This is a genomic window from Nostoc sp. CHAB 5715, assembly GCF_020829685.1.
In the GTDB taxonomy this organism is placed as follows: domain Bacteria; phylum Cyanobacteriota; class Cyanobacteriia; order Cyanobacteriales; family Nostocaceae; genus Nostoc.
On record NZ_JAIVFR010000060.1, the window covers coordinates 1 to 13,621 of the forward strand.

Here is a 13,621-nt window from a genome sequence, read left to right on the forward strand (position 1 = left end):
ATTTTCTGGAAGTCCCTAATGGAAAAAATTAATGCAATTCAACCTGATTACATTATCTGTTGTGGCATGGGTGTAAGCCGTACATAATTAAGTGGGGAAGCAGTTGCTAAGTACAGCTTTGCGCTCCTCTGCGCTTACCTCTGCGCCCCTTTGCGTTTAAACTTAAACCCTCAATTGGCCACGAATTTATGAAATCCTGTACTAAGTGTATTAGGACTTACGCAAAAGACACAGATGGATTTATCTGTGTCTCTCTTTGATTTCATTATCTTCAATTTTTCGGTTTACGAAAGATTCTGGAAGTAAGCTTCTAGCGCTTCAGTCACTAACTGAGTCATCGGCTTACCTTGGCTTTGGGCTACTTCCTTCAACTTGCTATAAACCTCTTCTTTCAAATTCACCCGATGGCGCGATTTGTTTGCAGCATTAGCCGTGTTAGGTTCGTAGCTAGTAGCAAATTCGCGGATGGCATCAAAACCAACGCGATCGCAAAAATCACCGAATCTTTCCTTTGATTTCCGAGATTTTTTAAAGTAAACAAAAATCGGCTCTAAGAAACTCTCTAAATCATTATGGTGCAGCTTATCGGTGTAAGGTTGTGCCAGTCGAGTCTGATTTGGCGAACCCCCTAACCATAATTGGTAAGATTCTGGAGCGCTGCCGACAAAGCCCAATTCTGCTAAGTAGGGACGAGCGCAACCGTTGGGGCATCCTGTCATCCTTACCACAAAATGCTCGTTTTGTAAACCAATTTTATCCAAAAGGGCGCGAACCCGCTCCAAAATACCCGGTATTGCCCGTTCTGATTCCGTAATTGCCAAGCCGCAAGTGGGCAAAGCCGGACAAGCCATTGCATACCGCACTAAAGGTTCGATTTTACTAGGGTCGTCTCCGACACCGTGACGGCTGAGAATGTCTTGAATAGCTTGCTTGCTATCTGGTTCAATATCGTAAAAAATTAGGTTGTGGTTGGGTGTCAGACGGATGGACAAGTTGAACTGTTCGACAATTTCCCGCAAAGCGGTTTTCAGTTGAAACGAACCTTCATCCTTGATTCGACCATTTTCAATGGAAATTCCTAAGAATAGCTTGCCATCACCTTGTTCATTCCAGCCAAGGAAGTCGTAATATTTAAACTCTGGCAGTGGTTTGAAGGCTTCGACTGATTTACCGAAATATTCTTCAACTTGAGCGCGGAATTTATCTACGCCCCAATCGTTGATTAGATATTTTAATCTGGCATGACGACGATCAGTGCGATCGCCATAATCTCTCTGGGTAGCAACAATCGCTTTCACTATGTCGTAAACGTCGTCCTTCGCCACATAACCAATTGGGTCTGCTAACCTAGCGAAAGTTTCTTCTTTACCGTGTGTTCTACCTAAACCACCACCAGCAAAAATATTAAATCCTTCTAGCTGTTTCTTTTTATTAGTAATTACTACCAACGTCAGGTCTTGGGAATACAAATCCACAGAATTATCACCTGGCACCGTCACGCAAATTTTAAACTTGCGGGGCATGTAATGCGTGCCATAAATCGGTTCTTCGTTGTTATGAATAATTGTGCCATTCCCATTACGCTGTCGCGCCGCCTTCACCTCTGGATTCTCTTCAGCACTAATTGCTTTTTCCCCATCTAGCCAAATTTCGTAATAAGCGCCTGTTTGTGCTGAGAGCAAGTCAGCAATATTCTGGGCATACTCCCAAGCATACTGATACTCTGGGCGATTCTTAAATGGGGCTGGTGGTGCCATCACGTTGCGGTTGATGTCACCGCAAGCTCCCAAAGTTGAACCCAGGTTATTGACAATCGTGGCAATTGCTGTCTTAAGATTCTTCTTTAAAATTCCGTGGAGTTGGAAACCTTGACGGGTAGTTGCTCGTAACGTTTGGTTGCCATACTCATCAGCTATTTTATCTAAAGCCAGATACAGCTGCGGCGGTACTAAACCACCTGGATTTTTTGTCCGCAGCATAAACTGGTAATCTTTTTCCTGTCCCTTGGTGCGGTTGTCGCGGTTATCCTGCTGATAAGAACCGTGAAACTTCAAAAGCTGCACCGCATTTTCGGTAAAATGGGTAGTGTCTTGAAGGATCTCAGTTGCTATAGGTTCACGCAAAAAATTACTATTTTCCTTGATTCCTTCTACTTTGGAAGGCTTACGGGTTGCGATCGGGGAAGGAGCAGATTTAACCATTAGACTTGTATAGTATTCTCAATAAAGCATTAGTAGACGCCGAATCAGCACCCTTCGGCTATTTTATCCCCGGTAATCCGGCCGGAATAATGAGGAATACTTTAATTTTACCACGGCAAAAGCCGGCTTTGTCAGTAATGTAACACTTAACAAAACCAGCTTTTTGGAGTAGTAAGTTTTGTTAGCAATAGCGGGGCGTTGAGCCAGTGCTGAGTCCTGAGTACTTAACTAAAGTATAGAGCGACTGAGGACTCAATAATCATTTATTTGAAGCGATAGCCAAAACCGCCATTGATGCTAACAGCAGGAGTATCGCTATTTTGGTATGCACCAAGTCCGACTTTGGCATTAGTGTAGACGAGGAAATTGTTAGCAACTTACGATTCCAGATTGAATTCAATTTTCGCGATGCTAAACAATTTTGGGGTTTGGAAGATTTCATGAATGTATCCCAGAACGCAGTGACTAACGCTGCTAATCTCTCGTTTTTTATGGTGAATCTTTCCCATCGCCTCCTTGAAGATTTTCGCGTTCATCATCACAGTGCCGGAATACATGACCTCAAAGCTTATTTCCGGGGTACTCGATATGTAGAGGAAACTATTAAGATGCTTCCGAAAAAGCCACACAAGGTTTTATTATCTCAAATTTTTGATAGAATATCCTCGCTGGGGCGTATTCACGCTCCTAAGCCTTCTGTCACCACTTCATAATTGGCGAAGGTATTGTAAGTTGGGGTAATTTAACTGCAAGTTAGGATTTCCTTATTCTCTGGTTATCAGCCAGGGAATGAGAAATGCTCCTGGAAGTTTTCAGGCTTTTCTTAATTATCCTGCGATCGTCAATAGACCATGCTGTGCCCTTACGACAATACGCTTGGGTTAAGGATAATTGTAGGTTGGGTTGAACTTTAGTGAAACCCAACAAACCCCGAAAAATGTTGGGTTTCGTTCCTCAACCCAACCTACGCAGGTTAAGGTTTTTGGCTCTAACTGAACCGTATTGGCCCTTACGAAAGATGTAGTTTTTAAACTTCTCCTTCTCCATATATAGGACTAATATTTGATTTCTGAAAAAGCTCGGTACAACTCGAAAAGCCTAATTCCTTATTCCCTACTCCCTACTCCCCACTCCCCGCCAGATAATTTCAAAAATCAAATACGATTCGTATATGGTATTTCTTGTCAATGCGTAAGTCCTATCTTTCTCCCCTGCCCCCCGCCTCTTCACTCAACCAATGGGACGATTACCAGGATTGACTGCATGAATATATTCACTACCCGATTGCGGTCTTCCTCGTTTATAACAAGCTTCTTCTGGTTTACCCCATCCTAGCTGCAAAATCATTTCCAAAAAGCTAGAATTTTCCCACTTGCACAAACTTGCCCATTCTGTTATTTGAACAATTCTCTCTACATCAGATGTGACAATTTTTTGGTACTGTTTATTATTATTGAAACTCAAGTATAAATCCATCCCCATAGAGACTTCATACCAAAATTCTACGATAGAATTTCTAGCAGTTTTTAATATCTCTAGGTCACTGGTGAGGGCTATTAACTCGCTGTCTATTTCGGGATAGTTCAAGTTTTTACCTTTGACTGTTACCTGCCGCCAAATAATACCTGAAACTTGATTTTCCCTTTGATATTCATGAATTGCAGCTTTGAAATCTTGATAGGCAGTGAACTGTTGCAGCCCATCAGTTATGAGAAACTGGTCAATTACAGGATTGCCAGAGACTGGTATTTCTAATTTTAAGCGTTCTCCCTTGAGGCAGGCTTGGCGTTCAGCTGCCAAAATTTGAATTAGCTCCTGGGTCGTGTAAACCTTTGACATTAGAATACACTCTAGTTAGTCATTGGGCATTGGGCATTGGGCATTGGGCATTGAGCATTGATTACGGACTATAGACTATGGATTACAGCTATTTTCAGGTAAATAGACCACGCGGTAGGGGTTTAGCATTGCTAAACCCCTACAACAGATGTGGTTCAAATACATGAAAACTGCTGTAATTTCCTGAATTGTTAACACAGATATTTCAATATTATGCTTTGACATCGGCGGCAATGTAGTAACAGATATCACTAAAAATTAGGGCAGACCAATTTGGCCTACCCCATAAGTTATTTAGCTAACTCACTACTAAACTCATTAAAGGCTCGCCGTTTTAGCTGTGCTGTTTCAGTGCGTGGTACTAAATCAAAGATTTTACGAAATTCATCGTCTATCTCTTCAAAAGGTACTTGACCTTTTTTATTTAAAACGACCTCACCTGATTTATTAAATACCACCACTTGAGGAACAGCCCCAGAATAGTAATATCCTGGTTCTGTAGGGTCGTAGGTCTGTTTAAGCGGGATACCATCTACATTAATAGGCATAATTTCTGCTACCCGACCATAGAATTCCTGTACCCGTGAAATGGAAATAGCATATCTTTTGGAATCGCTGCTGTCATCCAAATAAAAGGCCAAAAATATGGGTTTATGTTCCGCTAAAGCCTGTGCTAGTGTCTGTCTGGGAGGAACCAATGAACCATTGCCAGCATAAACGACAAAAATGTTGCCATCATATAAATCATTATTAAGACCAGCAGATGCAGGTTGCATACTTATAATGAAAAGACTTGCAAGCAACAACAGGCATTTGGACAACCACCTTCGCCAGCCAGTAATTTGTTTATGTAAAAAAAGAAACTTTGTGCTATTCATCAAAAAGAACCTTGCAAGCTACTACTTGTCGTGAGTTTGTGCTGAATTTGGCAAACTGGGCTGGATATCTAATTACGCCCGCGCACTACTTTTTAAGATAACGCCTACTGAGATTATCTCTCGGAAGTGGATGAGGGAGATGGGGGAGATGGGGGAGATGAGGGAGATGGGGGAGACATGGGAGTAAATTCTTCCTCATCCCCCTCATCCCCCTCATCCCCCTCATCCCCCTCATCCCCCTCATCTCCTTTTTCGTAATGTCAAGGCTGGCTTTTTAAGTCAAAATTCGCTAAACTCACGCATATTAAATTTGCAATTAAATACTTTCAATTAGCAACTGCCATTCGACTAGGATACCGATGTGGGAAACAAAATACAATTCATAGATAGGCTGCGATTGGGTTTCGCGGTGTCAGTGGCAAAAAGTGTAACGTTTATAGTGCGATGTCTTCGACGGGCTGCGCCTACGCTCCGTCTGGGTGCTGCTAGTGTATTACCAGGCTCGATTGCTCGTCGCATTGAACCCCGACTTTTACAATTATTGAGTCAGCAAGTTAAAAATGGAGTGATTTTAATTGCTGGTACTAATGGCAAAACCACTACAGCCCTGCTTTTATGCACAATATTAGAACGCAAAGGCTACCGCGTTACTCATAATTCTACAGGTGCAAATCTGGAAAATGGCTTGATGACGGCGCTGTTAGAAAGCACCAACTTACTAGGTACGCTAAATACTGATTACGCCATTTTGGAAGTTGATGAAAATATTGTCCCAAGAGTATTAACGCCACTCCAGCCGCGAATTATTCTCTGTTTAAACTTGTTCCGCGACCAACTTGATAGGTACGGCGAAGTAGACACAATTAGTAAGCGTTGGACAAAAGTTATTTCTACCCTACCACCAGAAATAGTGGTAATTCCCAATGCTGATGACCCAACTTTATCTAACCTCGGTCAGCAGTTACCTCAACGGGTGTTATTCTTTGGCTTGAATGAACCAGAACATTATTTAGAAGCAATTCCTCACGCTGTTGATTCTATTTATTGTCCCAAATGTGGACATTCTCTAGATTACAAAGGTGTTTATTTGTCTCATTTGGGAGATTTTACTTGTCCTAAGTGTGGTTTTAGTAAAAGTAAACCGACTCTAGAAAGTAGTGAATGGTCGCAAATTCTAGTTGGTTTGTACAACAAATATAATACTTTAGCTGCTGCTACTGCGGCTATTGAGTTGGGAGTTGATGAAGTAACAATCAGAGATACTATTAATACCTTCCAAGCTGCCTTTGGTCGTGCGGAAGATTTGGTAATTAACGGTAAACGAGTGCGGATATTATTATCAAAAAATCCTGTGGGGACGAATGAAACCATTCGCGTAGTTACTCAAAGCACAGATAAAACTACACTGCTAGTATTGAACGATCGCACGCCCGATGGTACTGATGTATCCTGGATTTGGGACGTGGATACCGAGAAATTAGTCGAACGCGGCGGGACTTTAGTAGTGAGTGGCGATCGCGTCTATGATATGGCACTACGTCTACGTTACAGCCAAAAGTCCCCTGAGAGTAAGTTAAATTTAATTGTCGAAGAAGATTTGCGACAGGCGATCGCAACTGCATTAGAGCATACACCAGAGAATGAAACTTTGCATATTCTGCCCACCTACTCAGCGATGTTAGAAGTGCGAGAAGTCCTGACTGGGCGGAAAATTCTTTAAATTGGGGAATGGGGAGTGGGGAATAGGGAGTAGGGGTAAAGAAAAGAGAAATTATTTCCCCAATTTCCCATTCTCAATTCCTAATTTCCCACTCCCCACTCCCCATTCTCTACTCCCCATTCCCTAAATTTATGACTTATCAAAATATGGAATTAACAATAGGTTGGTTGTATCCGACGCTGATGAGTACCTATGGCGATCGCGGTAATGTAATTACTATAGAACGTCGCGCCGAGTGGCGGGGATATGATGTTAAATTGTTACCTCTAGATCAAAATGCCACAGCCGCAGATATTAAAACTGTAGATGTAATCGTTGGTGGTGGCGCACAAGATCGTCAGCAAGAAATTGTCATGCGTGATTTGCAGGGTGCAAAAGCTGACGCGATGCGCGAGAAGATTGAAAATGGAACACCGGGAGTATTTACCTGTGGTTCACCCCAATTACTGGGACATTATTATGAACCAGGCTTGGGACAACGGATTGATGGTTTGGGAATACTCGATTTAGTTTCCGTGCATCCTGGTGAAAATACTAAGCGTTGTATTGGCAACTTGGTAATTGAAGTGACAGCTTCACGTCTGGCGCGAGATTTAAAAGAGATGACGGGTAGCACACCATATTTGGTAGGTTTTGAAAATCACGGTGGACGCACCAAGTTGGGAAAAGTGGAAGCTTTGGGGCGAGTGGTGTACGGTTTGGGAAATAATGGTGAAGATGGGACAGAAGGAGCATTTTATCAGAATGCGATCGCTACTTATTCTCACGGCCCTTTATTACCAAAAAATCCTTTTGTTGCCGATTGGTTAATTCAAACAGCATTGCGGCTAAAGTATCAGCAAGAAATTACCTTAAAACCTTTTGACGATAGCCTCGCTGCACAAGCACGAGAAGCGATGTTTAAGCGATTGAAAGTGAGTTTACCAAGTGCTGCTGCGGCCAATTCTAAATAAGCTAGGTCATAAGCTGCTAAACTTTCCTGTGGTGCTAGCTTCAAGGTTGCATCCAACGCCTTTGCATCCGTATAGGACTTATATTATGTCCGCTTGATTACTTATTAAACCCGAAGAACCCCACCCCCAACCCCTCCCCGCTCTTCGGGAGGGGAGACAAAGCACAGCTTTGGCGGGGTGGGGTTCTTTTATTATGGGTAATTTGGCGGACATGATATAAGTTGTGTTCTGAGGTACTATCCTGGGATAAGGGAAAAAAGTTAATTACTAATCGCTTATTTTCTTTGTATGCCCAAGTTGAATTAGTAGCCAAGCTCCTCCAGAGGATATCAATAACAACGGTGTCAACCAATCACCCCAACGCACATATAAAGTCTGCGTTTGTCGCCGATAAATTGTTTCAGCATGAGTTTCGTAAGTATTATATCCAGATATCCACAAGGTTCTGCCGTGAGGATCTATAAAGCCTGAATATCCTGTATTAGTTGCCCGTGCTGACCATCTATCAGTTTCAATTGCCCGCATGATATCCTGTGCATGGTGCTGGAATGGCATGGATGCAGTGTAATGGGCATCGTTAGAAGAACTGAGGATAAATTGCCCACCCGCAGCAGCTTGACGGCGAAATTGCTCAGGAAAAGCAGATTCATAACATATACTAGCGATCGCCCGACCAAAAGGAGTATCAAATATTTGATTTGTCGAACCCGGAACTTGGTGTGCTTCCAAAGGCGACAAGCGTTGAACTATCCCGCCTAAAATTCCTTCAAAGGGAATATATTCTCCCAAAGGTACTAGTTTGGACTTATCGTAGCGGCTGACAATTTCACCCTTACTGTTGAAAGTAAACAAGCTAATTGTATAACTGTCTCCCCGTTCTCCAAAAGCCCCAATCCAAGCAACTACACCTTTCTCCTTCACGGCTGCAACTAAAGCAGTTTCCATCAAGTTGCGCTGGAAAATAGGTAAGGCTCCCTCTGGGGTGAGGACTGCATCTACACCTTGGTCTGCTAAAGTTAAATATCCATTGGTATAGTTTTCTTGGGCACGACGAAACCCTTCGGAACTTTGTAAAAGTCGGTTTGGGATATTACCTTGAACAATCCCCACTTTCAAGGCTGCTTCTGGTAATTGGGCAATGGGACGGGTGTATAAGATAAAACCAATGAGGTGTAAGATAATTAATAATCCTGTGGCGATAACCCAATATTTATTAACGAACCGCCAAGGCGCAGAGGACGCAGAGAAAATCTTGGCGTCCTTGGCGTCTTGGCGGTTCGTCCATCCTTCAGCAATTAAACCATTAACAGCAACTATTCCTGCTGTCACAGTATTAGGCCCAGAGAGTTGCCCCAGATGTACAATTACGAGATTGTGCGGACTTTGGGTGTAAGCAAGAGAACTCCACCACAAAGGTCCCGCACTCCATAGACTCTCTAAGCCACACCAGACAGCTGTACCAATCAATATACGTAGCCACGGTTTTTGTCCGTTCAGGCGAACCATCACAGCCGCCCAAATACTAACGAATACCCCTCCCAAAACACTAATAAATCCCCAACAAAAAAGAGTGATTACCAAACTTGGCAACCAAGGAACGCCCAACCATGTCATCGGATGAATTCCGGTAATCCAAGATAGGGCGACACCGTGATAACCGATACCCCAGAGAAAAGCAGGGGGAACAGGGGAGGATTGGTTTTTGCGTTTGGCTGAGGTGAGAATTATTACCCAGAGTGGGGCTAGAGCAATCCAAGCCAACAACCATGCACCTACAGGGGCGACGGTTAGCCCCATTAAAATGCCGCTAGCTAAGGCAATTAAGCAAGGCAGTAAAGAGATAAATATCTCCCCCTGCCTCCCCTGCTCCCCCTGTTTTTTACTCTGCTTCTTCTGCATCGGCAGCATCAGGTGGAACTACTGCCACTCCGATAATGGCGTCATCTTCGTCTAAACGCTGCACTCTAACTCCAGTTGCCGATCGCGATTGGATAGAAATCGCATTTACCGCTTGACGGATGATAATACCGCGATTTGTCACCATCATGATTTCATCATCATCATTGTTGACAATGCGTAGGGTTGCCAACTTATCTTTGGTTTTGCGGTTTTTGAACTTGGTTGCCATTAAACCCTGACCAGCACGATTTTGCAGGCGGAACTGGGCAACTGGTACGCGCTTACCATATCCTCCCATTGTAATTACCAACACCCAAGGGCCAACAATGCCATTACTAGGCACTTCTGCGGACTCTTCATTAGTTTCGCTAATTTCGATATCTTCTGTTTCGATTGTTTCGATATCTTCAATTTCGGCTTCTGTAACTATATCCAATGTTTCAAGAATTGCTGCGGGCAGAATATCCATACCCACCAGTTCATCTTTATTTTTGAGTTTCATCGCTTTCACGCCACGAGTCGCCCTACTTAAAGGACGCAGTTGTTCGTGGTTGCACCGGAAGTTAATCGCCATCCCGTTACGAGAACCAATGATTACACTGTCCTCTACTCTGGCGCGTCGCACCCAGCGCAGTTGGTCGCCTTCTTCTAAGGAAATGGCAATTAAACCATTGGCACGAATGTGACTAAACGCTGCCAATTCGGTTTTCTTAATATTACCGCCCTTGGTGAGCATGACCAGATATTCTTCGTTGCTAAACTCGTCAACCGGTACAATCGAGGTGATTTTTTCCTCTTTGGGAATGGGTAACATCTGGACAATTGGTGTGCCGCGACTGGTACGCGAACTCACTGGAATTTGATACGCTCTCAGGCAGTAAACAACACCACGTTCACTAAAGAATAAAATACTGTCGTGATCGCAGCAAGTTAAGAAATGCTCAACGGTGTCATCATCTTTTACCTTGGCTGCGGCTTTGCCTCTGGTAGCACGGCTTTGGGCTTCAAAAGTGTTGACTGGCATCCGTTTGATGTAGCCTTGCTTTGTAACCAGAATTATCGCTTTTTCATTGGCAATTAGATCGCGATCGTCTAATTCCCCTTCCCCTGGTAAAATCACCGTGCGGCGGGGTGTGGCGAAGCTAGTTTTCAGTTGCCCGACTTCAGTTTCAATGATTTCTAGCACTCTCTCCCGGCGTGCCAAAATATCTTGCAAGTCGGTAATTTTCGCTTGCAATTCCTCGTGTTCCAAACGAATTTTGTCTGCTTCTAAGGCAGTCAACCGCCGCAATTGCATCTGCAAAATCGCATCTGCTTGCACTTCTGAGAGTCCGTAAGTTGTGATTAATTCGCCTTTGGCTGTGGGCGCATCGGGAGCATGGCGAATCAAGACAATAATTGGATCTAAGTGGGACAGGGCAATTAATAATCCTTGCAAGAGATGGTCGCGTTCTTCGGCTTTCCGCAGTTCGTAACGGGTACGTCTGGCAATGGATTCGATACGGAAATCCAAGAAGACGGTTAAGAACTGTTTGAGGGTGAGTACCTGGGGTTCGCTATTCACCAACGCCAACATGTTCGCGCCAAAGTTGGCTTGCAGTGGCGTTTGTTTGTAGAGGTTGTTCAGTACAACGCGGGGATAAGCATCACGCTTGAGTTCGATGACAATTCGCATCCCGTCGCGATCGCTTTCATCCCGGATATCTGCGATACCCTCTAGACGCTTTTCGTTCACCATTTCGGCGATTTTTTCAATCAGCGCCGCTTTATTGGTTTGATAAGGCAATTCAGTAATGATAATTGCTTCTCTATCTGGTCGTCCCCGTTGTTCAACGGTTTCAATGTTAGCGACACCACGCATGGTAATGGAACCACGCCCGGTAGTGTAAGCTTCTCGAATGGCAGATGTTCCCAAAATTTGCGCCCCAGTCGGAAAGTCTGGGCCGTGGACATGCTGCATTAACTCAACATCGGTGATTTCTGGATTGTGGATTACAGCCACCAAAGCATCAATCAACTCGCCTAAATTGTGCGGCGGAATGTTGGTTGCCATACCCACGGCAATCCCAGAGGAACCATTGAGCAACAACTGCGGAATCCGCGCCGGTAGCACTGTCGGTTCTTGCTGGGAACCGTCGAAGTTATCGGCGAAATCTACGGTTTCATACTCGATGTCGTGCAGTAGACCAGCGCTAGTTAAAGCTTGTAAGCGGCATTCTGTGTACCGCATGGCGGCTGGCGGATCGTTGTCTACCGAACCAAAGTTACCATGTCCGTTAACTAGGGGCGATCGCATGGAAAAATCCTGCGCCATCCGCACCAAGGCATCATATACTGCTGTGTCACCGTGGGGGTGATATTTACCCAACACTTCCCCCACCACGCGGGCGCATTTCTTAAACGGGCGATCGTGGAGCAGACCTAGCTCGTGCATTGCGTAGAGAATGCGACGATGCACAGGTTTTAGACCATCCCTGGCATCTGGCAGCGCCCGACCCACTATCACGCTCATGGCGTATTCCAGATAAGACTGCGACATTTCGTTTCGCAAGTCTGTCGGGATAATCCTCTCCTGTGAGGTTGTCATAACCTAAAAATCTCCAAAAATCGTAGATTTTAGCTTGTTTATTCAACAAAGCGCAAAATTATTCTAAATTGCTCTTGAATAATTGCCATATTTTGATATAATTCTAGCATAATATTGCCTATTTTTGCCTGGAAAGCTAACCCAAATATATAGTTAAGAAAGAGTATAATAATTTACACTTTATAAGCTCTACCTAATTAACAAGAGCAGTGAACTAAAAGGTTGCTTAGTGCAAAATTACTTAAATTGAAAGATGACGGGGTAAATTTAAGGCAACAATCTAAATTGGCTTTATTAAGCTCTTACTTTTATAACCGTTATTTATTAAACTTGTCACTAAATAAGGTCTGAAAAATTCAACCATAGTTGATCATTTCTACTTAGACAAACAGCAGAACTGGATAAAGCCTTCCAAGATGTAATTAAACGAACATTCGCAGAAATTTGTATCAGAATAAACAGGACATTTTGACGTAAAGGAGAGCAAATTTTGGCAGCAGTCCGAGTCCGCCAGCATGTTAATCCACTTGGTAAAAAGTATCAAACACCAGCAAGTCCCCAAGACTTGGAAAAAATTTATGCAAAGCCAAATCAACCGCTACATTTAGATATTGGCTGCGCTAAAGGACTATTTTTGGTAAATATGGCCAAAATAGAACCCAACTGGAATTTTCTTGGCTTAGAAATTCGGGAACCTCTGGTGGTGGAGGCGAATAAGTTACGTTCTGAGTTAGGTTTGACAAACCTGCACTATTTATTTTGCAATGTGAATAACTCATTGCACTCGCTTTTATCTTCCCTCCCGCCAGGAAGTTTACAGCGTGTTACAATTCAATTTCCCGATCCTTGGTTTAAAACCCGCCACGCTAAACGTCGTGTAGTGCAACCAGAACTAGTGGCAGAATTAGCTAATTATCTTGCGGTTGGTTCCGTTGTATTTCTGCAATCAGATATGGAATTTGTCGCGGTGGAAATGCGCGACCGCTTTGCTGCTCACCCAGCTTATCAGAGAATTGGTACAGAAGAATGGTTAGCAGAAAATCCGCTACCAGTCCCCACAGAACGGGAAATAGGTACGCAAAAAAAGGGTGAGCCTGTTTATCGAACTTTATTTAAAAGAGTGACAAATACAGACTAGTACAACACAGCGTAAATCTAGCTACGATAATCCTCATGCGGCTATAATCAAATCCAAGAGTTGAACCACATTCGCAGCTTATAATCGTGAGGTGAGAGGGGTAAACCCAAATAAATGGGCATCCAGAAAATAAAAGCAGCCAGAATGATAAAAGTAATGGTGACACCTAGCGCCCGGAGTTGTTGATAATAACTGCGAAGACACTGATCGACAAACCAAGCGATCGCTAAAAATACAAACACCACTGCACACATATAGTGGTAGATAAAAACGCACCTTGTCACTTTCACCCAAGGTAATAAGTTAGCAGCATAATTTATAACTAAATACAAGGCAATCCAAGTATCGACACTAAGAGTTTTAGGTACTAAAAAACGCTTTTCTTTTACCCAAGTAATTATGGTTT

Annotated in this window: 9 protein-coding genes and 2 pseudogenes; 5 read left to right on the forward strand and 6 right to left on the reverse strand. The window is 43.5% G+C overall.

Annotated features, from left to right (window positions below):
* Window positions 1-284: 284 nt before the first annotated feature.
* The gene (gene sir, locus LC574_RS05365) at window positions 285-2,201 is read right to left on the reverse strand and encodes a sulfite reductase, ferredoxin dependent (RefSeq protein WP_229451844.1); all 1,917 of its coding nucleotides are present in this window, start codon (window positions 2,199-2,201) and stop codon (window positions 285-287) included.
* Between the two features lie 275 nt (window positions 2,202-2,476).
* Between sir and LC574_RS05370 the strand changes: the two are divergent.
* Window positions 2,477-2,914: pseudogene (locus tag LC574_RS05370) on the forward strand (IS4 family transposase); the annotation flags it as partial.
* A 517-nt stretch (window positions 2,915-3,431) separates the two neighbouring features.
* Here the strand turns inward: LC574_RS05370 and LC574_RS05375 are convergent.
* Both LC574_RS05375 and LC574_RS05380 read right to left on the reverse strand, forming a co-directional pair.
* Window positions 3,432-4,040, reverse strand: coding sequence for a hypothetical protein (locus LC574_RS05375; protein WP_229451845.1), 609 nt, complete (start codon window positions 4,038-4,040; stop codon window positions 3,432-3,434).
* A gap of 290 nt (window positions 4,041-4,330) precedes the next feature.
* Entirely contained in the window at window positions 4,331-4,918 is a 588-nt protein-coding gene (locus tag LC574_RS05380; protein WP_229451846.1) for a thylakoid membrane photosystem I accumulation factor, read from the reverse strand.
* 126 nt (window positions 4,919-5,044) lie between these two features.
* Here LC574_RS05380 and LC574_RS37795 point away from each other — a divergent pair, with 126 nt between their 5' ends.
* The 3 genes from LC574_RS37795 to LC574_RS05390 all read left to right on the forward strand — a co-directional run bounded on the left by LC574_RS37795 (window position 5,045) and on the right by LC574_RS05390 (window position 7,591).
* On the forward strand, window positions 5,045-5,176 hold the full coding sequence (locus LC574_RS37795) for a hypothetical protein (protein ID WP_267871422.1): 132 nt from the start codon (window positions 5,045-5,047) through the stop codon (window positions 5,174-5,176).
* 103 nt (window positions 5,177-5,279) lie between these two features.
* The gene (locus tag LC574_RS05385; RefSeq protein WP_229451847.1) at window positions 5,280-6,638 is read left to right on the forward strand and encodes a Mur ligase family protein; all 1,359 of its coding nucleotides are present in this window, start codon (window positions 5,280-5,282) and stop codon (window positions 6,636-6,638) included.
* Between the two features lie 131 nt (window positions 6,639-6,769).
* Window positions 6,770-7,591, forward strand: a complete 822-nt coding sequence (locus tag LC574_RS05390; RefSeq protein WP_229451848.1) for a type 1 glutamine amidotransferase — start codon at window positions 6,770-6,772, stop codon at window positions 7,589-7,591.
* Window positions 7,592-7,858: 267 nt separating this feature from the next.
* Here LC574_RS05390 and lnt read toward each other — a convergent pair whose 3' ends face one another.
* Window positions 7,859-9,490 (reverse strand): apolipoprotein N-acyltransferase, encoded by a 1,632-nt coding sequence (gene lnt / locus LC574_RS05395; RefSeq protein ID WP_229451849.1) that lies wholly within the window; start codon window positions 9,488-9,490, stop codon window positions 7,859-7,861.
* Complete coding sequence (gyrA, locus tag LC574_RS05400) at window positions 9,471-12,077, reverse strand: DNA topoisomerase (ATP-hydrolyzing) subunit A (protein ID WP_229451850.1); 2,607 nt, start codon at window positions 12,075-12,077, stop codon at window positions 9,471-9,473. The genes lnt and gyrA overlap by 20 nt, the downstream gene beginning before the upstream one ends.
* 490 nt (window positions 12,078-12,567) lie before the next feature.
* Between gyrA and trmB the strand changes: the two genes are divergently transcribed.
* A complete protein-coding gene (gene trmB / locus LC574_RS05405; protein WP_229451851.1) occupies window positions 12,568-13,215 on the forward strand; it encodes a tRNA (guanosine(46)-N7)-methyltransferase TrmB in 648 nt (215 codons plus the stop codon).
* 47 nt (window positions 13,216-13,262) lie between these two features.
* Here trmB and LC574_RS05410 read toward each other — a convergent pair.
* Window positions 13,263-13,621 (reverse strand): annotated as a pseudogene (locus LC574_RS05410) (dolichyl-phosphate-mannose--protein O-mannosyl transferase); the annotation flags it as partial.

Excerpts from the sequence above, each read along its gene's own strand:
- sir (WP_229451844.1), bottom strand. The coding sequence starts at position 2,201 with ATGGTTAAATCTGCTCCTTCCCCGATCGCAACCCGTAAGCCTTCCAAA.
- LC574_RS05375 (WP_229451845.1), bottom strand. The coding sequence starts at position 4,040 with ATGTCAAAGGTTTACACGACCCAGGAGCTAATTCAAATTTTGGCAGCT.
- LC574_RS05380 (WP_229451846.1), bottom strand. The coding sequence starts at position 4,918 with ATGAATAGCACAAAGTTTCTTTTTTTACATAAACAAATTACTGGCTGG.
- LC574_RS05390 (WP_229451848.1), top strand. The coding sequence starts at position 6,770 with ATGACTTATCAAAATATGGAATTAACAATAGGTTGGTTGTATCCGACG.
- lnt (WP_229451849.1), bottom strand. The coding sequence starts at position 9,490 with ATGCAGAAGAAGCAGAGTAAAAAACAGGGGGAGCAGGGGAGGCAGGGG.
- gyrA (WP_229451850.1), bottom strand. The coding sequence starts at position 12,077 with ATGACAACCTCACAGGAGAGGATTATCCCGACAGACTTGCGAAACGAA.